Consider the following 17,769-nt stretch of genomic DNA (forward strand, 5'->3'; position numbering starts at 1 on the left):
TCGAGCTAAAACAAAGCTCGATTCTTCTTCTTTCCCTTTTTTCCTTCGATGACTGTTAAGTGGGATGATGTTCGTTTTTTCGGTAAGCGGTGGTGTGTTCCTTTCTTTGAATAGGACAATGCTTTTGCTGAAGGTCTTCGGTCCCGGTTCACATGAAGCTTTTTCGATTGGTTGACCGCTCTTAAATAGGCGGCATTTTCTTTATTGAAACGCCGCTGGGAAATCCAACGAAAAAGCACATATATAATGGCGATCGTAAGACCGATAAAGATGATGCGGCGGAGCAGTATCACTGGCTCGGAAAATAGTGTAAATGCCAAGCCGAAGGCTCCTAATAATAGAACAATCCCAATCAATGGATGAAATGTGCGACGGAACATTCCGCATCCACCTCCCTGATAATTACCGAACGGCTTTGGTTGCCTCCTGTCCTTCTTCTAGCCGAAGGAGCTCCTGAAATGAAGCAATCGCCACTTCCACTTGCTCGTCGCTCGGTTCTTTTGTTGTCAGCAGCTGCAGCCATAAGCCCGGATAGCCGAGCCAGCGCAGTACGGGAATGCTTCTTAACCGGTTAGTAAACTGCAGGACTTCGAAAGAGATCCCCAGCACGACCGGAATTAAGGCAATACGGTTAACAATTCTCAACCAAAGCGGATCTGTCGGAACAGCCAAGTAGACAAAGACACCGACAATAACAGTAAATAGAATAAAGCTGCTGCCGCACCGATAATGCAGGCGCGATTGCCGCTGAACATTTTCGATTGTAAGCGGAACGTTATTTTCAAAGGCGTTGATCACCTTATGCTCCGCTCCGTGGTATTGGAATACACGCTTAATTAACGGCGTCAGAGAAACAGCGTAAATATAAGCAAGCAACAGCAGTAGTTTAAACGCTCCTTCCACCAACACCTGCGCTGTTTTCGTCGGAAAAAGAGGTTTTGTAAAATTCGCTAAAAACACCGGAATAATGGTGAATAAAAATTTCCCGAACAGAAATGATAAGACGCCAATGACTGCTACGCTGAGAATCAAAGACAGCTTCGCTTCTTCTTTTTTTGGCTCATTCAGCGTGTCGTCATCTTTTGGGTCTAAATCGTAGCGTTCACTAGCAAACTGAAAATGCTTGGCACCGTTTGCGCTCGCTTCTAAAATAGCGACAATTCCTCGAATCAAAGGAATCCTTTTTAAAAATGATAATGTTGGATTTGTTTGGCGAAGCATATGAAAATATTCGATTGTCTGATCCTTTCGGCGAATCGCGGTTACAGAATGCTTTCTTCCTGCAAACATCACGCCCTCTACCACGGCTTGCCCGCCATATATCGGTTTGATCATTTTCTCCATCGTGTCGACACCAACCTATTTCGTTATTTATATTCTATTCTACAAGAAATAGCGAGAAACCTCTAGGTCGATGCTATGATTATCATTTCCAAAAATAAAAATGGATAGACACGCCAAACGAGTTTTTTTTAATTTATATGGATATAAATGCAACTTGTTGCGAATGGTCTCTATGGAACACCGACGGTCGGAGAAGTTTTGGAGGAGCTTTTTGTCACGTGAGCATGTGGTAAGAATTCGAACAGCCGAATCATCTATGGATCGAGGAAGCGGCGCTGTTCGGCCACTCGGCTCCATTGTTCTGATAAATGTTCAAGTCTTAAGTTGCATCTATAATAGATACAGCTAAAAGGTTGAACCGATAGCCCATTCCAAAGCAGAGTCCCATTTTTTCAACGACTGAATGCAAGGCGGTGACGGATCTTCGTTATGCCAAAGCGCGGTGGAGTGCCCAACCGTCGAAAAATGTCCCCAACTTCCTATCGCTGCAAGTGTTAAGAGGCCAAGTTACATTTATATAGTCAGGTATGTTGATGATCCAACTAATATTGCCCGGTTCTTGGTTGTACGAGCCACTTGCTTGTCGACTGGACATGCTGACCGCTTATGTGTGGCCATATGATTCTGTACGAAAATAATGGACAATCAACACTTGTGATATATAGTCATGAATTTGCCGATGAAGGGCCATACTAACAAAAAGGAGGTGTCAAGCATTCATGAAGAACAATGGGCAATCACTTGAACAAAATCAGCGTGAACAACCGATGTCGCTGTTAATGAAAGCGATGATTACTGGATTTGTCGGCGGTATATTTTGGAGTCTGCTGGGATATTTGGCTAGCTTTTTTCATTTTACGGAATTAAGTCCTAATATGCTTCTGCTTCCATGGAATGTTGGTGATTGGAAATATGGAAAGACGGGAAATTATCTTGCCATTTTCCTCATCGGTTTATTATCTATATTAGTGGCTCTACTTTATTATGTGCTGTTGCGTAAAATAAAAAGCATGTGGGCAGGCATCGGATATGGTGTGGCGTTATGGATTGTGGTGTTTTATGTGCTGAATCCGCTGATTCCGGGATTGCGTTCTGTCTCTGAGCTTGAACGGAATACGGTGATTACAACCATCTGTTTGTATATTTTGTATGGTCTGTTCATCGGTTACTCCATTTCGTTTGAACATCAAGAAAGCGAGTATACGCAAACACAGGTAAGAAATGAGTAGTGGCCCAACCCTTTTTATGCTAAAATATGATTGTTTAAACATTTTGGCGATTTGGCTTAAAAGGGGTTGCGGAAATGGCACGTCTTCTTTTAATTAATGGTCCAAACTTAAATTTGCTTGGCAAACGAGAGCCTCATGTTTACGGAAGCGGAACTTTGCATGACTTAGAGCAGCAGTTAATCTTGTTTGCATCCGAACGGGAAACAGAACTGGTATGTGTTCAGAGCAATCACGAAGGAGACATCATCGAGCAAATTCACGCTGCCGATGGTGTGTATGATGGTGTGATTTTAAATGCAGGCGCATTTACTCATTATAGTTATGCCATTCGTGATGCCATTGCCAGTGTTAATGTCCCGGTCATTGAAGTACATATTTCCAACATCCATGCCCGCGAGCCGTTCCGCCATGAGTCGGTCATTGCACCGGTAGTGATCGGACAAATTGTGGGTCTTGGCGTGACCGGATATCGCTTAGCCATTTTAGCGCTATTGGACAAATTAGGGGAAGGGGAGAGAGCATGGAAAAACTAGAAAAACTACGTGCTTGTTTTGCTGAGTATGGCATTGATGGAATGTTGATTACAAACAGCTATAATCGCCGCTATATGACAGGCTTTACCGGAACGGCCGGCGTAGCGGTGATCAGCAAAACAGAAGCGGTATTTATTACGGACTTTCGTTATGCTGAACAAGCTGCCAAGCAAATTAAAGGATACGAGATTGTTCAGCATGCTGGTTCCATCATCGAGGAAGTAGCTAAACAGGCGGCCCGCCTTCAAATTAAAAAGCTCGGTTTTGAACAGGATCATCTATCCTATGCCACTTTTCAAGCCTATGAAAGAGAGGCGGAAGTGGTGCTTGTCCCTGTTTCCGGCTTAGTTGAAAAGTTACGCTTGATTAAGTCGGATTCAGAGATTAAGATATTAAAGGAAGCAGCGGAGATTGCTGATGCAGCGTTCGACCATATCCTTCCGTTTATTCGCCCCGGGGTACGGGAAATCGAGGTTGCTCATGAATTAGAATTTTTTATGCGCAAGCAGGGCGCTATTTCGTCTTCGTTTGATATTATCGTTGCATCTGGCTATCGGTCAGCATTACCGCACGGAGTGGCAACTGACAAAATCATTGAAAAAGGGGAATTCGTCACGCTCGATTTTGGTGCTTATTACCACGGCTACTGTTCGGATATCACCCGAACCGTCGCGGTTGGTGAAGTCAGCGATGAGCTAAAAAAGATTTATGATATTGTATTAAAAGCACAGCTGCGCGGCATGGAAGGAATTAAGCCGGGCATGACTGGAAAAGAAGCAGATGCGCTGACCCGTGATTATATTTCGGAACAAGGATATGGCGAGCATTTCGGGCATTCCACCGGTCATGGAATCGGCCTGGAGATTCACGAAGGGCCGACACTATCGGTTCGTTCTGATGTAAGATTGGAGCCGGGCATGGTGGTGACGGTCGAACCAGGAATTTACATAGCAGGGCTTGGCGGTGTGCGTATTGAGGATGATACGGTTGTCACCGCGGATGGTAATAATCCGCTGACTCGCTCACCAAAAGAGTTGATCATTTTATAATACTTGTAAGTGGGAGGACATTCGTCAATGATTTCAGTGAACGATTTTCGTACAGGATTAACGATTGAAGTAGATGGCGATATTTGGCGCGTCATTGAATTCCAGCACGTAAAACCAGGAAAGGGAGCTGCATTTGTTCGTTCCAAGCTTCGCAACCTTCGCACAGGTGCTATTCAAGAAAAAACGTTCCGCGCCGGTGAAAAAGTCAACCGTGCGCAAATTGACAATCGCAAAATGCAATACTTATATGCAAACGGCGATCAGCACGTGTTTATGGATACAGAAACGTATGAGCAAATTGAGCTTTCCTCACAGCAAATCGAGTATGAGTTGAAATTTCTAAAAGAAAACATGGAAGTCTTTATTATGATGTATCAAGGCGAAACGATCGGTGTAGAGCTTCCAAATACAGTAGAGTTGAAAGTGGTGGAAACAGAGCCGGGCATTAAAGGTGATACGGCTTCTGGCGGTTCTAAACCAGCTACATTAGAAACAGGGCTTGTTGTTCAAGTGCCGTTCTTTGTAAATGAAGGAGATGTGCTCATTATCAATACAACAGACGGAACTTATGTTTCCCGCGCTTAAGCGAATGATAGGGATGGTAGGCAAAGCTAACTTAGCGTTTGCCTACCATCATTTTTATTTGTAGGCACTTTTCCGCATTAGGCCTGCTTAAAAACGCTCAACAGGGAAGCAACGAATCCAAATGCAGAGGAAATGGGAATAAAGAAGTTCATGAGCGGACGAATGCGGACAGTGACACGGGATGAAAGCGTTTTTTGTCAACCACCTGATTCCTTGCTTTTTAGCAAGGAGTTTTTTTATGCAAAAAATTGCTTCTGAAATGAATGGGTGTTGCATACGTTTGTACTAATCATTTTATTTATGAGGAGGAACCCATGAAGCGATGGTTGTCCATGATCGATTCAACGGTGCTTTCCATGGCTGGAATGCGTTTTTTGTCGGCGACAATTGAACTGACTGCTGCGATCATCATGCTTTGTCTCAATGACGTAAAAAAAGCGGTTGCCGTCAATGCGATGCTTGCCATTGTCGGCCCGATTATTTTTATAGTAACGATGACCATTGGCCTTCTTTCCGTAGCGGACGAGCTTTCATTTTCTAAATTATTTTGGATTGCCCTTGGTGTTGGTTTGATTTTAGTTGGCATCTATAAATAAGGGGTGTGCACTTATGGAAAAGGAGGGGGAAAGATGAATGAGATTATCGAAATTCTGCCAAAAACAATCAGCTCCGCTCTTTTGAAGCTGCCTCCTTCTTGGAAAGAGGAACTCGAAGAAATTCGGATCAGAATTCAGAAACCGCTTGAGGTAACGATGAAGGGGATGGTTCATTTTCTGCCGTACGAAGTGACTGCTGAAGATGGCACACATCTTCTGAATAAAATTAGCCACTATTCCATTTATGCGATGGAGGAAGAGCTGAAAAGAGGATTTATCACGATTCAAGGCGGCCATCGTGTAGGACTAGCAGGGAAAGTGATTACAGATGGAGGAAATGTGAAAGCGATTCGACATGTTACCTCCTTTAATATTCGCATAGCCAGACAAAAAGTTGGAATTGCTGAGCCGCTGATTCCATATGTATACGATGGTCGTTGGTGTAGCACGATGATTATTGGCTCTCCGCAAACAGGCAAAACGACACTGCTCCGCGATATCGCACGAATGGTCAGCACTGGCGTACCGATGAAGAAAATTCCTCCAAAAAAGGTCGGAATTGTGGATGAACGTTCAGAAATTGCCGGATGTGTGAAAGGCATTCCTCAATTTGATTTAGGTCACCGCATTGATGTATTAGATGCTTGTCCTAAGGCCGAAGGAATGATGATGATGATTCGTTCGATGAGCCCGGAGGTGTTAATTGTCGATGAAATTGGCCGTATAGAGGATAGTGAAGCCTTATTAGAAGCTGTTCATGCGGGAGTTTGTGTTTGGACAACAGTTCATGGAAAAAATTGGAGTGATGTCGCTTTACGGCCAACATTGCGTGCAATGATTGAACAGCGTGTATTTGATCGATTTATCGAATTAACAAACGAACGGGGACCAGGAACCGTTCGCCGCATCACAGATCAAAATGGAACGGTGCTCTATGAGGCGGTGGTAAGAAGATGAAATGGATTGGCGCTCTTCTTATTTTACTGGCGACAACATGGACAGGATTTGAAACAGCCAACAGACTCAGCGAGCGTCCGCGGCAATTGCGGCAATTAAAAACCGCATTGCAGGCACTCGAAGCAGAGATTATGTATGGGCATACACCGCTATCAGAAGCTGCCTTGCATTTGGCGAACCAGCTGCCTCTGCCTCTCTCGCGTTTTTTCCAGCAATTTGCGGAAACGCTCCAAACGGGGGAAACGAGCGTAAAAGAAGCATGGCAGGAAAGCTTGCAAAGCATCTGGGGCGCTACGGCGCTCAAACATGGGGAGTTTGAAGTGATGAAGCAATTTGGCGAAACATTAGGGCAGTATGATCGAATGGCTCAGCAAAAGCAGATCGCTCTAGCAATCGTCCACCTTGAAAGAGAAGAACAAGATGCGCTAGAGAAAAAAGCGCGTTATGAAAAAATGGCTAAAAGCTTAGGTTTGCTCACAGGATTGCTCATTATTATTTTATTGATCTAATTAGGAGGAAGCAGCTATGGGAATTGATGTCGATATCATTTTTAAAATTGCTGGAGTTGGCATCGTTGTTGCGTTTTTGCATACCGTGCTGGAACAGATGGGGAAAAAGGAATATGCCCAATGGGTGACGCTGCTCGGCTTCATTTACATTTTATTTATGGTGGCCTCCATTGTTAGCGATTTATTTCAAAAAATTAAGGACGTATTTTTGTTTCAAAGCTAGGAGGGGAAGAGCCATTCAAATACTGCAAATTGTAGGGATCGGGCTGATTGCAACGTTTTTAGCCATTTTGCTTAAGGAGCAAAAATCCAGTGTGGCGTTTTTGTTGACCGTGTTTGTTGGTTGTGTGATTTTTCTGTTTTTGATTGATCAAATTAGCCATATTATTCATATGCTTCAAAAAATGGTCTCTGATACAAAGATTAATATGATTTATTTTGAAACGATTTTAAAAATTATTGGTATTGCTTATATTGCCGAATTTGCAGCGCAAATTTCGAAAGATGCCGGTCAAGGGGCGATTGCTTCCAAAATTGAGCTGGGGGGAAAAATTTTAATTTTGGCGATGGCCATCCCGATTTTAACCGCCATTATTGAAACGGTCATCGGGCTCATTCCTAAGTCATAGCAAAGGGGGTGATGGATTGAAAAAAACGTTGATATCCCTGATCTGGTGCGGCTTCTTTTTTTTCATTCCGCACATTGTACAAGCTGCCGCTGATCATCAGCCGCTTATGCAAAAGCAGATAGAAGCGCTTGGGATTGATGAAGTGCAGCAATATTGGAATGAAATCGTGACAAAGTATGGCGGATTTTTGCCGGAAAGTCAAAAAGGATCACTTGTCCAGTTTTTGCAAGGACAAAAAGAGTGGTCGATGAAAGAATGGCTTCTGGCGTTGCTCAAATTTCTGATGTACGAGTTGCAAATGAATGGGAAACTTCTCGGTACGCTTATTTTATTAACCGTATTTAGCATGTTTTTGCAGTCGCTACAAACGGCTTTTGAGCAGCAGGCAGTTAGTAAGGTAGCTTATGCCGTTGTCTATATGGTGCTCATTATTATTGCTTTAAATAGCTTTCGTCTCGCGATGGAGTATGCGCATGAAGCCATCCAGACAATGACGCATTTTATGGTTGCCATGGTCCCTCTTTTGTTAGCCTTGCTCGCTTCTTCCGGCGGATTAATCTCTGCTGCGTTTTTTCATCCTATCATTCTATTTTTAATGAATACAACTGGAGTGGTTGTACAGTATGTGACGCTCCCTCTTTTATTTTTGGCAGCGCTATTAGGAATTGTCAGCACGATGTCTGAGCATTACAAAGTGACGCAACTGGCCGATTTGCTCACAAAGATAGCCGTTGGGACGCTCGGCGCCATTTTAACGGTTTTTCTTGGCGTTATGTCTGTAAAAGGGACAACCTCGGCCGTTGCCGATGGCATTGCTTTACGAACGACAAAGTTTGTCACGGGAAATTTTGTTCCTGTCGTTGGAAAAATGTTTACGGATGCAGCTGATACCGTTGTCACCGCTTCTATGTTATTGAAAAACGCGGTAGGTATTGTCGGGGTAGCACTTTTGTTAATGATTGTCATTTTCCCGGCTTTAAAGATTTTTGTGATTGCTTTTATTTATAAGCTTTCAGCTGCGGTTTTACAGCCGCTTGGCGGCGGCGCCATTATATCGTGCTTGAATGTGATAAGCAAGAGCATTACTTATGTTTTTGCAGCATTAGCAATCGTATCATTGATGTTTTTTCTTAGTTTAACTGTGATCATTACAGCCGGAAATATCGCGATGATGGTGCGGTAGAAGGGGGAAACGGGATGCATGTGATTACAGAGTGGGTTACCAATATCATTCTATTCATCTTATTTGCGACGATTATCGACTTGCTGCTCCCTTCCTCTTCTTTTCAAAAATATGTAAAAATGGTGGTCGGACTGCTTCTTCTTCTTGTTATGCTATCACCTCTTTTACATATTTTCTCGATTGATGTCAATCGTTTTCTCGCTGCCATTACAGAGGAAGACTACGGACAGCAAGATATGATGAAAAATGAACTAGAAAACAAGAAAAAAGAAATACAAGCCTCACAACGTGCATATATTTTAGAACAAACGGCTGTCCAGATGAAAAAACAAGTAGCTGAGGAGTTGATGAAGCAATATGGATTGACTGTCAAACAAATTGTTGTACAAACAAAAGAAAATGAAGATGAATCATTACAAATTCCTGATGATATTCAAACCATTAAAGTCATTGTAAGTAAATCGCAAGATCCCGAAGCGGTTCAGCCTGTCGTGATTGATACGGCGAAATCGCTTGAACCATCAGCTGAAGAAACCGAACAAACAAAAAAGCTCGCTTCGTTCTTTGCAGCAAAATGGGATGTACATGAAGAAAAAATCGATGTACAAATCGAGGGGAGGGAATGGGGGGATGTTTCCGTTCATTAAACGCTGGCTAGAACCACAAGAAAAAGGAACTGGCGAAAAGAAGGCAACGCCGATTTCTTACGTTTTTGTGCTACTGCTGCTCGGTGTTTTGTTTATGCTAATGAGCCATAATTGGAAAAATGATGCGGCACCGGCGGACTCTGTCGCCGCTTTAAAACAGGAGACGGATGAGCAGGCTGTCGAGACCTTTGGACGCAACAAGGACACGAAAGCTAAGGTGATTGCCGAATATGAACAACGCTACGAGGAGCAGCTAAAATCAGCGCTTGAAGATATCCAAGGAGTGCGTGATGTCAAAGTTGTTGTCAACGTGGATGCTACAGAGATGCAAATATTAGAAAAAAACGAAGTAACTCAGCAGCAAACAACGGATGAAACAGACAAAGAAGGCGGGACACGGAAAATTCAAAATTATTCATCAAATGAACAAGTCGTCATTATACAGGATGGCGATAAAGAAACACCGATTGTCGTAACGACGAAAAAACCAGATATTCGCGGGGTGCTTGTTGTAGCTAAAGGAGCGGATAATCTGCAGGTGAAACAGTGGATTGTAGAAGCAGTAACGCGTGTGCTAAATGTGCCGAGCTACCGAGTTGCTGTACTGCCAAAAAAATAGGGGAGGATCGATGGAAATGTTAAAAAAGCAAACAGTTTGGTTATTAACAATGTTGAGTTTAGTTGTCGTATTATCGGTGTATTACGTAACAGCGCCAAAAGATATGAATGATCGCGTTGCTTTTACGGATGAGCAAAATCAAACAAACCAAACAGAAAAAACAGCTTCTACAAAAGAAGAGGCAAATGTCGCGGTGGATGAAGCGGAGGCAAAGGATGAAAAGGTCACTTCAAGCGCTACGAGCGATGACGATGTATTTACGGCATTGCGCTTACAAATTGAGGATGAACGCAGCCGCCAGCGAGATCAATTAAATACCATTGTTACTTCATCAAACACAACACCGGAGCAAAAGAATGACGCATATGAAAAAATGCAACAACTTCAAACGATCGCTAATAAAGAGGCAACATTAGAGACATTAATTAAATCCAAGGGTGGATACGAAGACGTACTCGTTCGTGCTGATGGCGACACAGTAAGAGTAATGGTAAAAGCAAAACAAAGCTCGACAAAAGCGGCTAATGAAATTATCCAGCTTGTAAAAAGCGAGATGAAGGATATGCAGGATATAGCTGTCGAGTTTCAGCCCGTCAAATAAGCAAGCGAAGAGCTGGCTTCCAAAAGGATGCCAGTTTTTTTATCCTCGCAGAATTTGTATTTAGACTTTTCAAAAAAAGTAAGCTGCTGTCTAGCTTCAAGCGCCATCATCTCGAGTCGGATCTGCCCCACACTGCGGCGGCGACACGTGGAGTCCCGCCCGCCGCAGAATCAAGCTTGGCTTAGTTCGAGCTCTCCTTGGCGGACGCTTTGCGCTTTTCTTATCCTCGCTGATCGCCCCTTTCAATGCTTATGGCATGAGTGGGGGATAAAGAACTTCGTGTTGGTTAGTCGCGATTATCCCTACTCACATCTGGAACATATATAGAGGAATCAAGCGATCTCTAGTATTACCAGTGTTCATATATCAAATGAAGAGACATTTTATTTTTACAGTGGAAAAATTGTTTTTATGCTATATAATAGAAATTGTTTATATGACTAGGTAATAAATCAAACAGCCTAGTTAAATTCTACAGTTGAATATGAGGGAAGGTCTGTCGTATGATGGTAGTATATGAAATTATTTTGGGGCGAGAGGTGTGAACAATGTTGAAAATTCAAGAAATTCGCGAAATCATTCGACTTATTGACCAATCTAGTATTGAGGAATTTTTATATGAGCATGATGGAGTAAAGGTTCATATGAAGAAGCCAAATGGAAGCGTCCCGGTTGAAGCGGTTGCAAAAGCAGCAGTCGTAGAACCAGCACCAGTAGCTGTTGTGAAAGAAGCAGCGCCACAGGTGGAAGCAGCTCCAGCTGTTCCGGAGACAAAGTCGGCAGAAGCACCGAAGCAAGAAGCGGTGAAAGCAGAAAATTTACATAAAATTACTTCTCCGATGGTTGGTACATTCTATGCAGCTCCATCGCCAGATGCAGCGCCATATGTGAAGACGGGTGATAAAGTAAAGGCAAATACGGTTGTCTGCATTATTGAAGCAATGAAGCTATTTAATGAGATTGAGGCAGAAGTTAACGGTGAGATTGTAGAAATTCTTGTGCAAAACGGGCAGCTCGTCGAATATGGACAGCCTTTATTCCTTGTAAAAACTGAATAGGGAGAGGACGAGCCATGATCAAAAAATTATTAGTAGCGAACCGAGGCGAAATTGCTGTTCGCGTCATTCGTGCCTGCAAAGAGCTTGGCATTGAAACGGTAGCTGTATTTTCCGAAGCGGATCGGGAGGCGTTGCACGTCCAATTAGCTGATGAGGCGTATTGTATTGGACCAACAGCTTCTAAAGATAGCTATTTAAACTTTACGAATATTATGAGTGTCGCTACGCTAACAGGCAGTGATGCGATCCACCCAGGGTATGGTTTTTTGGCGGAAAATGCTGCATTTGCTGAGCTTTGCCGTGAGTGCAATGTGACATTTGTTGGTCCAAGTCCGGAAGCGATTACAAAAATGGGAATAAAGGATATTGCGCGCGAAACGATGCGCGAGGCCGGAGTCCCAATCGTTCCAGGTTCAAAAGGAATTATTGAAAGTATCGACGAAGCGCTTGCGTTGGCGAATGAAATTGGCTATCCTGTTATTATTAAAGCGACAGCAGGCGGAGGCGGAAAAGGAATTCGCGTGGCTAGAAACGAACAAGAATTAATAAAGGGAATTAATATCACGCAACAAGAAGCCGCCACTGCGTTTGGAAATCCAGGTGTATATATTGAGAAATACATTGAGGATTTTCGGCATGTCGAAATCCAAGTGCTTGCTGATGCTCACGGCAATGTGATTCATTTGGGAGAACGCGACTGTTCCATTCAGCGCCGTTTACAAAAGCTTGTAGAGGAAGCGCCGTCTCCAGCTCTTGACGAAAACATACGCGAACAGATGGGAGAAGCGGCAGTAAAAGCAGCCAAAGCGGTCAACTACACCGGCGCGGGAACCGTTGAGTTCATTTTTGACCATAAAGCTAAAAAATTCTATTTTATGGAAATGAACACGCGTATCCAAGTGGAACATCCTGTTACGGAACTGATTACAGGAGTTGATTTAATTAGAGAACAAATTCGTGTAGCATCAGGAGAAAAGCTTTCTCTTACACAAGAAGACGTGACATTTAATGGCTGGGCAATCGAATGCCGCATTAATGCTGAAAATCCTGAGAAAAATTTCATGCCGTCTCCAGGTCGCATTCAAATGTACCTTCCTCCTGGAGGGTTAGGAGTTCGTGTGGATTCCGCGGCATATCCAGGCTACATGATTCCACCTTATTATGATTCCATGATCGCCAAACTGATTGTGCATGCTCCTACAAGAGAAGAAGCGATCGCGCGCATGAAACGAGCGCTAAGTGAATTTGTTATTGAAGGCATTCATACAACGATTCCATTCCACTTAAAATTATTAGAGCACGAAAAATTCGTGCAGGGAGATTTTAATACAAAGTTTCTTGAGTTGTATGATGTCATGAAATCATCATAAAGGAGGAGCAGTAAATGTCAGAAAATGTATTTGACATTGAGCAGGGAGCAGCAAGCTTAGGAAAAGTGGAAATTGCTCCAGAGGTCATTGAGGTCATTGCTGGAATCGCAGCAAACGAGGTTGAAGGAGTTGCGCAAATGCGCGGAAATTTTGCAGCTGGTGTTGTTGAGCGGTTCGGAAAGAAAAATCACGGAAAAGGCGTGAAGGTAGACGTAAAGGAAGAAGGAGTCGCGATCGATATTTATTGCCTTGTCCAATTCGGCGTTTCTATTCCAAATGTGGCTAAGAAAATTCAAGAAAATGTCCGTCAGGCACTCTTTAATATGACTGGACTGGAAACAAGCGAAATCAACGTTCACATTGTTGGAATTCAGCTTGAAACAGCGAAGCAGCAAGAACTAGAGGTTGAGCAATAAAAGGGCGAAAAGGGGGCTTTTCATGATATCATTCATGAGCCCCCTTGTATTTTTTTGAAACTTTGGTATCTTAATGGACAGATCCTTTTTCGGGATATGGAGAAAAGGCGATAATTTTTTGTGTCATCTAAATGATTTGTACGGATTATAGTGTCGTTTAGCGAAAAAATATGGTATGATCATCACATAACGTTCGTTTATTTGTAAAGGAGTGAACATAATGAAGAGGCATACAGCGAGAGAAAAAGCATTGCAAGCCTTGTTTCAAATTGATGTTGGCCATATCGAGCCGGAAGAGGCGATTCAAAATGTAATAAAAAAAGAGGAGGAAGCCGATCCGTTTTTACGTCAGCTTGTTTTCGGGGTAATGGAGCACCAAACAGAAATTGATGCGTTATTATCCGACCATTTAGAAAAATGGACGCTTCAACGAGTGGCTAACGTGGATCGAGCGATCTTGCGCATGGCGACATATGAAATGAAGTATACAGAGGATGTGCCTGTTAAAGTCATTTTGGACGAAGCCATTGAGTTGGCGAAAAAGTTTGGGGATGACAAATCAGGCCGATTTATTAACGGAGTTCTTTCAAAGGTAAAGGATGCATTATACGGGCCAGCGACAAAATGAGAGGCAGAACGCAAACAGCTCCTGTCTGTTTTATTGTGAAAAAAATAAGCGGCTGATGCTTGGCGTGAATAAAGATTGGGGCCGTTAGAGACAGCAGCTGTTTCCTTAAGCGCTTTGGGAGAAAATAGGGAAATCAGGCGATTTTTATCGTGCTTTATTTGTTAACCGCTTATACTCGTGGTGTCAGATAAAATGGATTTTTTGTTGTCCGTGTCCTGTATGTAAAAGCTGCGTTTTCCCGACTATCAACATCAATGATCGCCTGTTCACACGGAGACAAATGTCGGGATAGCGTCGTGCTCAAACTAGCACCACGAGTGACTGATATCGGAAAACCTATCATAAAATAAAGGGGAGCTAGAACGATGACGGCACAAATCATTAGTGGTACAGAATTAGCGAAAGAAAAGCGTGCACAATTAGCAAAAGAGGTAGAACAGCTGAAAAGCAAAGGAATTGAACCGGGGCTAGCCGTGATTCTTGTCGGTGATAATCCTGCTTCGCATTCCTATGTGAAGGGGAAACAAAAAGCGTGCGCTGAAGTCGGGATTCGCTCGATATTACTTACATTCCCTGATACCATTACCGAAGCCGCTTTATTAGAACAAATCAAGCAATTGAATGCGGATCCGTCCATTCATGGTATTTTAGTACAACTTCCGCTTCCGCCGCATATTGATGAGTTGAACGTGATTGAAACGATTGCCCCGGAAAAGGATGTGGATGGCTTCCATCCCATTAATATCGGTCGAATGATGATTGGACAAAAAGCGTTTCTTCCTTGCACTCCTTACGGCATTTTATTTATGGTACAGTCACTTGGCGTCGATATGGCTGGGAAGCATGTAGTGGTGGTTGGCCGCAGCAATATTGTCGGTAAACCAGTTGGGCAACTCTTTTTGCGTGAGCATGCTACAGTTACCTATTGTCATTCTAAAACAAAGGATTTAGCAGCAATGACTCGTCAAGCTGATATTTTAATTGTAGCTGTCGGCCGAGCCAACATGATTGGAGCTGATCATGTGAAAGAAGGAGCCATTGTTATTGATGTCGGCGTCAATCGCTTGGAAAATGGCAAATTATGCGGGGATGTGCGCTTTGAAGAAGTGAAAGAGGTGGCAAGCTATTTGACCCCTGTGCCAAAGGGAGTCGGACCGATGACGATTACGATGCTTCTCCATAATACTGTTGAAGCGGCACGCGAATATGGGCATCAGCAAGTTCAGCGATAAGCGGGGATGATGTTGTGGCAGAAATGAAATATGTAACGGTTACAGCGCTGACAAAATATATTAAACGAAAGTTTGAAGTTGATCCGCATCTTCAGGATTTATGGATCAAAGGAGAAATCTCCAATTTTACGAGCCATTCGCGGGGGCATATGTATTTTACGCTCAAGGATGAAAATGCAAGAATTCAAGCGGTTATGTTTGCTGGCTATAATCGCTATTTGGCGTTTCGTCCCGAAAACGGGATGAAGGTGCTTGTACGCGGCGAAATTTCTGTCTATGAACCGAGCGGAAATTATCAAATTTATGTGAAAGAGATGCAGCCGGAAGGGATCGGAAATTTATATTTGGCGTATGAGCAGTTGAAAAAACAGTTGGAAGCAGAAGGGCTATTTGCCCCGGAGCATAAAAAGCCGATCCCCTTATTTCCTCGCTGCATCGGAGTGGTAACGTCTCCAACAGGAGCGGCGATTCGCGATATTATCACAACGATCCGGCGCCGCTATCCGCTTGGAACCGTCATTTTATTTCCAGCCATTGTCCAAGGGGAGCATGCAGCCGGATCAATTGTTCAAGCGATTGAAAAAGCGAATGAATTCGGGAACGTGGATGTGTTAATTGTCGGCCGAGGCGGAGGATCGATCGAGGAGCTATGGGCGTTTAATGAGGAGCAGGTGGCACGGGCGATTTTTGCTTCTCGCATTCCGATTATTTCCGCAGTTGGACACGAAACAGATTTTACGATCGCTGACTTTGTCGCTGATTTGCGTGCGCCGACACCTACTGGAGCGGCTGAATTGGCAGCTCCTCACGTCGCCGAGCTGGCCGAAAGAATAACCCAACGAAAAGCAAGGCTGATTCGGGCAGTTAAGGAAAAAATCACCATCGAATCCAATCGGTTAAGCCGCTTGCAAAAGTCTTATGCCTTCCGCTATCCGAAGAAGCTATATGAGCAAAAAGAGCAGCAGCTCGATTCTTTCTTGGATCGCCTTAAACGGCAAACCCAGCGCCTTTTCGAGCGAAAGCAGGAGCGATTTGAGCAGCTTCATTTAAGGCTCGAAACCTATCATCCGGCAGAACAGCTAGCGCAAATGTCTGAGAAGCAGCGAATGCTGACAAAGTCACTTGAAAAAGAAATACAAGCGCTATTAAAGCAAAAACAGTGGCAATTTACTTCACTGCTGTCACAGCTGCAGGCATTGAGTCCGCTTAAAATTATGGAACGCGGCTATAGCTTAGTCTATAATGAAAAGGACGAGCTTGTGACGAGCGTGCGGCAGATTCAGCCAGGAGATGCGATCCAAGTTCGCTTGCAGGATGGACGGCTTGATTGCCACGTATGGGGAATGGAGGAAGCTTCTGATGAGTGAAGAAAAAGAATTAACGTTTGAAGAAGCGATGAAACAGCTTGAGGAAATTGTGGGAAAACTTGAAGAGGGAAACGTTCCTCTTGAACAAGCGATTTCGTTTTTTCAAGAAGGAATGAGGCTCTCAAAATGGTGTCATGACAAGCTGCAGCATGCTGAAAAGCAAATGGAGTATATTTTGCGGGAAGACGGGCAATTGGCGCCTTTTTCGATCGAGGAGGAGTAAGGATTGATAGAGCAATTTTTAAACGAAAACAAACAGCGCATCGACGCAGCGCTTTCCGCCTATATTGCCGGGCTTGATGCCCCGGATACGCTAAAGGATGCTATGTTGTACTCGCTTGAAGCAGGCGGAAAACGAATTCGTCCATTGCTTTTATTCGCAACGCTGCATGCATTTGGAAAGAAAAGCGAAGTCGGACTCCCTGTCGCATGTGCCATTGAAATGATTCATACGTATTCCCTTATTCATGACGACCTGCCATGTATGGATAATGATGATTTGCGCAGAGGGAAACCAACGAATCATAAAGTGTTTGGTGAAGCGACTGCCATTTTGGCAGGAGATGGATTGCTTACATACGCATTTCAATTGATTGCTGGCATGGACAACCGTGTGTCCGCAGAAGTAAAGCTCAAACTGATCGCTGAACTGGCTAAAGCAGCGGGGCCAGAAGGAATGGTAGCTGGGCAAATGGCCGATATCGAAGGGGAAGGACAGCCGTTGTCGCTTTCGCAATTAGAATACATTCATCGTCATAAAACAGGGAAAATGCTGCAATATAGCGTATTAGCTGGCGCTTGGTTAGCGGGCGCAGACGATGCGCAAGTTGCACAGCTTGACGAGTTCGCTTCCCATTTAGGGCTTGCCTTTCAAATTCGCGATGACATTCTGGATATTGAAGGAACAGAAGAAAAAATGGGAAAAAAAGTCGGAAGCGATATTGAAAACGAAAAAGTCACGTACCCATCGCTATTAACGATGGATGGTGCAAAAGAAAAGCTGTATTTTCACATAGAAGCAGCGAAGCATTGTTTGAAGGCCGCTCGTGTTCAGGAAGAAATATTGCGCTATATATGCGATTTGGTCGCTACCCGTGACTATTAACATTTCAGGACGGATTTTGAAAATGGTTGATTCGATATTCTGATGCTATTATGTTATACTAAGAAAATGGAGACCACGTGCCGTTATCACATTTGTGTTAGCGGCTCTTTTT

Annotated in this window: 23 protein-coding genes; 21 read left to right on the top strand and 2 right to left on the bottom strand. The window is 43.6% G+C overall.

The annotated features are described in order from the left end of the window. Nucleotides 1–5 precede the first annotated feature (5 nt). Together GFC28_RS18300 and GFC28_RS18305 are read right to left on the bottom strand one after the other, a co-directional pair. A complete protein-coding gene (locus GFC28_RS18300) occupies nt 6–380 on the bottom strand; it encodes an SA1362 family protein (RefSeq protein WP_044744489.1) in 375 nt (124 codons plus the stop codon). 22 nt (nt 381–402) lie between these two features. Then, nucleotides 403–1,344, bottom strand: coding sequence for a DUF1385 domain-containing protein (locus tag GFC28_RS18305; protein ID WP_063504924.1), 942 nt, complete (start codon nt 1,342–1,344; stop codon nt 403–405). A gap of 719 nt (nt 1,345–2,063) precedes the next feature. On the opposite strand from GFC28_RS18305, the gene GFC28_RS18310 reads away from it, so the two are divergent. The 21 genes from GFC28_RS18310 to GFC28_RS18410 all read left to right on the top strand — a co-directional run bounded on the left by GFC28_RS18310 (nt 2,064) and on the right by GFC28_RS18410 (nt 17,657). Continuing rightward, nucleotides 2,064–2,573, top strand: a complete 510-nt coding sequence (locus tag GFC28_RS18310) for a YqhR family membrane protein (protein ID WP_044744488.1) — start codon at nt 2,064–2,066, stop codon at nt 2,571–2,573. 74 nt (nt 2,574–2,647) lie between these two features. Further along, nucleotides 2,648–3,106 carry a type II 3-dehydroquinate dehydratase gene (gene aroQ, locus GFC28_RS18315; protein WP_044744487.1) on the top strand — a complete coding sequence of 153 codons (459 nt, stop codon included), beginning with the start codon at nt 2,648–2,650 and terminating at the stop codon, nt 3,104–3,106. Continuing rightward, a complete protein-coding gene (locus GFC28_RS18320) occupies nt 3,094–4,155 on the top strand; it encodes a M24 family metallopeptidase (RefSeq protein WP_044744486.1) in 1,062 nt (353 codons plus the stop codon). The genes aroQ and GFC28_RS18320 overlap by 13 nt, the downstream gene beginning before the upstream one ends. Nucleotides 4,156–4,182: 27 nt before the next feature. Next, the gene (gene efp / locus GFC28_RS18325; protein WP_044744485.1) at nt 4,183–4,740 is read left to right on the top strand and encodes an elongation factor P; all 558 of its coding nucleotides are present in this window, start codon (nt 4,183–4,185) and stop codon (nt 4,738–4,740) included. 314 nt (nt 4,741–5,054) lie between these two features. Continuing rightward, nucleotides 5,055–5,336 carry a YqhV family protein gene (locus tag GFC28_RS18330; protein WP_044744484.1) on the top strand — a complete coding sequence of 94 codons (282 nt, stop codon included), beginning with the start codon at nt 5,055–5,057 and terminating at the stop codon, nt 5,334–5,336. Nucleotides 5,337–5,369: 33 nt separating this feature from the next. Further along, a complete protein-coding gene (spoIIIAA, locus tag GFC28_RS18335) occupies nt 5,370–6,293 on the top strand; it encodes a stage III sporulation protein AA (protein WP_044744483.1) in 924 nt (307 codons plus the stop codon). Further along, on the top strand, nt 6,290–6,802 hold the full coding sequence (gene spoIIIAB / locus GFC28_RS18340; RefSeq protein WP_044744482.1) for a stage III sporulation protein SpoIIIAB: 513 nt from the start codon (nt 6,290–6,292) through the stop codon (nt 6,800–6,802). The genes spoIIIAA and spoIIIAB overlap by 4 nt, the downstream gene beginning before the upstream one ends. Nucleotides 6,803–6,818: 16 nt before the next feature. Then, the gene (gene spoIIIAC, locus GFC28_RS18345) at nt 6,819–7,025 is read left to right on the top strand and encodes a stage III sporulation protein AC (protein ID WP_044744481.1); all 207 of its coding nucleotides are present in this window, start codon (nt 6,819–6,821) and stop codon (nt 7,023–7,025) included. Nucleotides 7,026–7,047: 22 nt separating this feature from the next. Further along, complete coding sequence (gene spoIIIAD, locus GFC28_RS18350; RefSeq protein WP_066329650.1) at nt 7,048–7,431, top strand: stage III sporulation protein AD; 384 nt, start codon at nt 7,048–7,050, stop codon at nt 7,429–7,431. Between the two features lie 16 nt (nt 7,432–7,447). Further along, nucleotides 7,448–8,614: a stage III sporulation protein AE gene (gene spoIIIAE / locus GFC28_RS18355; protein WP_044744480.1), complete on the top strand. Its 1,167-nt coding sequence runs from the start codon at nt 7,448–7,450 to the stop codon at nt 8,612–8,614. A gap of 14 nt (nt 8,615–8,628) precedes the next feature. Continuing rightward, a complete protein-coding gene (gene spoIIIAF / locus GFC28_RS18360) occupies nt 8,629–9,261 on the top strand; it encodes a stage III sporulation protein AF (RefSeq protein WP_044744479.1) in 633 nt (210 codons plus the stop codon). Next, nucleotides 9,245–9,880, top strand: coding sequence for a stage III sporulation protein AG (gene spoIIIAG, locus GFC28_RS18365; RefSeq protein ID WP_044744478.1), 636 nt, complete (start codon nt 9,245–9,247; stop codon nt 9,878–9,880). The genes spoIIIAF and spoIIIAG overlap by 17 nt, the downstream gene beginning before the upstream one ends. A 16-nt stretch (nt 9,881–9,896) precedes the next feature. After that, nucleotides 9,897–10,481, top strand: a complete 585-nt coding sequence (locus GFC28_RS18370; protein WP_044744686.1) for a SpoIIIAH-like family protein — start codon at nt 9,897–9,899, stop codon at nt 10,479–10,481. A 548-nt stretch (nt 10,482–11,029) separates the two neighbouring features. Continuing rightward, nucleotides 11,030–11,539 (top strand): acetyl-CoA carboxylase biotin carboxyl carrier protein, encoded by a 510-nt coding sequence (gene accB, locus GFC28_RS18375; RefSeq protein ID WP_044744477.1) that lies wholly within the window; start codon nt 11,030–11,032, stop codon nt 11,537–11,539. Nucleotides 11,540–11,553: 14 nt separating this feature from the next. Then, nucleotides 11,554–12,909: an acetyl-CoA carboxylase biotin carboxylase subunit gene (gene accC / locus GFC28_RS18380; protein WP_044744476.1), complete on the top strand. Its 1,356-nt coding sequence runs from the start codon at nt 11,554–11,556 to the stop codon at nt 12,907–12,909. 14 nt (nt 12,910–12,923) lie between these two features. Next, a complete protein-coding gene (locus tag GFC28_RS18385) occupies nt 12,924–13,325 on the top strand; it encodes an Asp23/Gls24 family envelope stress response protein (RefSeq protein WP_044744475.1) in 402 nt (133 codons plus the stop codon). Nucleotides 13,326–13,545: 220 nt separating this feature from the next. Continuing rightward, complete coding sequence (gene nusB, locus GFC28_RS18390; RefSeq protein WP_044744474.1) at nt 13,546–13,953, top strand: transcription antitermination factor NusB; 408 nt, start codon at nt 13,546–13,548, stop codon at nt 13,951–13,953. A 365-nt stretch (nt 13,954–14,318) separates the two neighbouring features. Next, a complete protein-coding gene (folD, locus tag GFC28_RS18395; RefSeq protein ID WP_044744473.1) occupies nt 14,319–15,185 on the top strand; it encodes a bifunctional methylenetetrahydrofolate dehydrogenase/methenyltetrahydrofolate cyclohydrolase FolD in 867 nt (288 codons plus the stop codon). Between the two features lie 23 nt (nt 15,186–15,208). Further along, complete coding sequence (xseA, locus tag GFC28_RS18400) at nt 15,209–16,552, top strand: exodeoxyribonuclease VII large subunit (RefSeq protein ID WP_172798701.1); 1,344 nt, start codon at nt 15,209–15,211, stop codon at nt 16,550–16,552. Then, nucleotides 16,545–16,775 carry an exodeoxyribonuclease VII small subunit gene (locus tag GFC28_RS18405; RefSeq protein ID WP_044744471.1) on the top strand — a complete coding sequence of 77 codons (231 nt, stop codon included), beginning with the start codon at nt 16,545–16,547 and terminating at the stop codon, nt 16,773–16,775. Before xseA ends, GFC28_RS18405 begins: the two co-directional genes overlap by 8 nt. 6 nt (nt 16,776–16,781) lie before the next feature. Next, the gene (locus GFC28_RS18410) at nt 16,782–17,657 is read left to right on the top strand and encodes a polyprenyl synthetase family protein (protein ID WP_044744685.1); all 876 of its coding nucleotides are present in this window, start codon (nt 16,782–16,784) and stop codon (nt 17,655–17,657) included. Nucleotides 17,658–17,769 lie beyond the last annotated feature (112 nt).

Origin of the sequence: Anoxybacillus sp. B2M1 (assembly GCF_001634265.1) — a bacterium.
GTDB lineage: Bacteria > Bacillota > Bacilli > Bacillales > Anoxybacillaceae > Anoxybacteroides > Anoxybacteroides rupiense.

Coding starts and splice junctions, on each gene's coding strand:
- GFC28_RS18300 (WP_044744489.1), bottom strand. CDS start 380: ATGTTCCGTCGCACATTTCATCCATTGATTGGGATTGTTCTATTATTA.
- GFC28_RS18305 (WP_063504924.1), bottom strand. CDS start 1,344: ATGGAGAAAATGATCAAACCGATATATGGCGGGCAAGCCGTGGTAGAG.
- GFC28_RS18310 (WP_044744488.1), top strand. CDS start 2,064: ATGAAGAACAATGGGCAATCACTTGAACAAAATCAGCGTGAACAACCG.
- aroQ (WP_044744487.1), top strand. CDS start 2,648: ATGGCACGTCTTCTTTTAATTAATGGTCCAAACTTAAATTTGCTTGGC.
- GFC28_RS18320 (WP_044744486.1), top strand. CDS start 3,094: ATGGAAAAACTAGAAAAACTACGTGCTTGTTTTGCTGAGTATGGCATT.
- efp (WP_044744485.1), top strand. CDS start 4,183: ATGATTTCAGTGAACGATTTTCGTACAGGATTAACGATTGAAGTAGAT.
- GFC28_RS18330 (WP_044744484.1), top strand. CDS start 5,055: ATGAAGCGATGGTTGTCCATGATCGATTCAACGGTGCTTTCCATGGCT.
- spoIIIAA (WP_044744483.1), top strand. CDS start 5,370: ATGAATGAGATTATCGAAATTCTGCCAAAAACAATCAGCTCCGCTCTT.
- spoIIIAB (WP_044744482.1), top strand. CDS start 6,290: ATGAAATGGATTGGCGCTCTTCTTATTTTACTGGCGACAACATGGACA.
- spoIIIAC (WP_044744481.1), top strand. CDS start 6,819: ATGGGAATTGATGTCGATATCATTTTTAAAATTGCTGGAGTTGGCATC.
- spoIIIAF (WP_044744479.1), top strand. CDS start 8,629: ATGCATGTGATTACAGAGTGGGTTACCAATATCATTCTATTCATCTTA.
- spoIIIAG (WP_044744478.1), top strand. CDS start 9,245: ATGTTTCCGTTCATTAAACGCTGGCTAGAACCACAAGAAAAAGGAACT.
- GFC28_RS18370 (WP_044744686.1), top strand. CDS start 9,897: ATGTTAAAAAAGCAAACAGTTTGGTTATTAACAATGTTGAGTTTAGTT.
- accB (WP_044744477.1), top strand. CDS start 11,030: ATGTTGAAAATTCAAGAAATTCGCGAAATCATTCGACTTATTGACCAA.
- accC (WP_044744476.1), top strand. CDS start 11,554: ATGATCAAAAAATTATTAGTAGCGAACCGAGGCGAAATTGCTGTTCGC.
- GFC28_RS18385 (WP_044744475.1), top strand. CDS start 12,924: ATGTCAGAAAATGTATTTGACATTGAGCAGGGAGCAGCAAGCTTAGGA.
- nusB (WP_044744474.1), top strand. CDS start 13,546: ATGAAGAGGCATACAGCGAGAGAAAAAGCATTGCAAGCCTTGTTTCAA.
- folD (WP_044744473.1), top strand. CDS start 14,319: ATGACGGCACAAATCATTAGTGGTACAGAATTAGCGAAAGAAAAGCGT.
- xseA (WP_172798701.1), top strand. CDS start 15,209: ATGAAATATGTAACGGTTACAGCGCTGACAAAATATATTAAACGAAAG.
- GFC28_RS18405 (WP_044744471.1), top strand. CDS start 16,545: ATGAGTGAAGAAAAAGAATTAACGTTTGAAGAAGCGATGAAACAGCTT.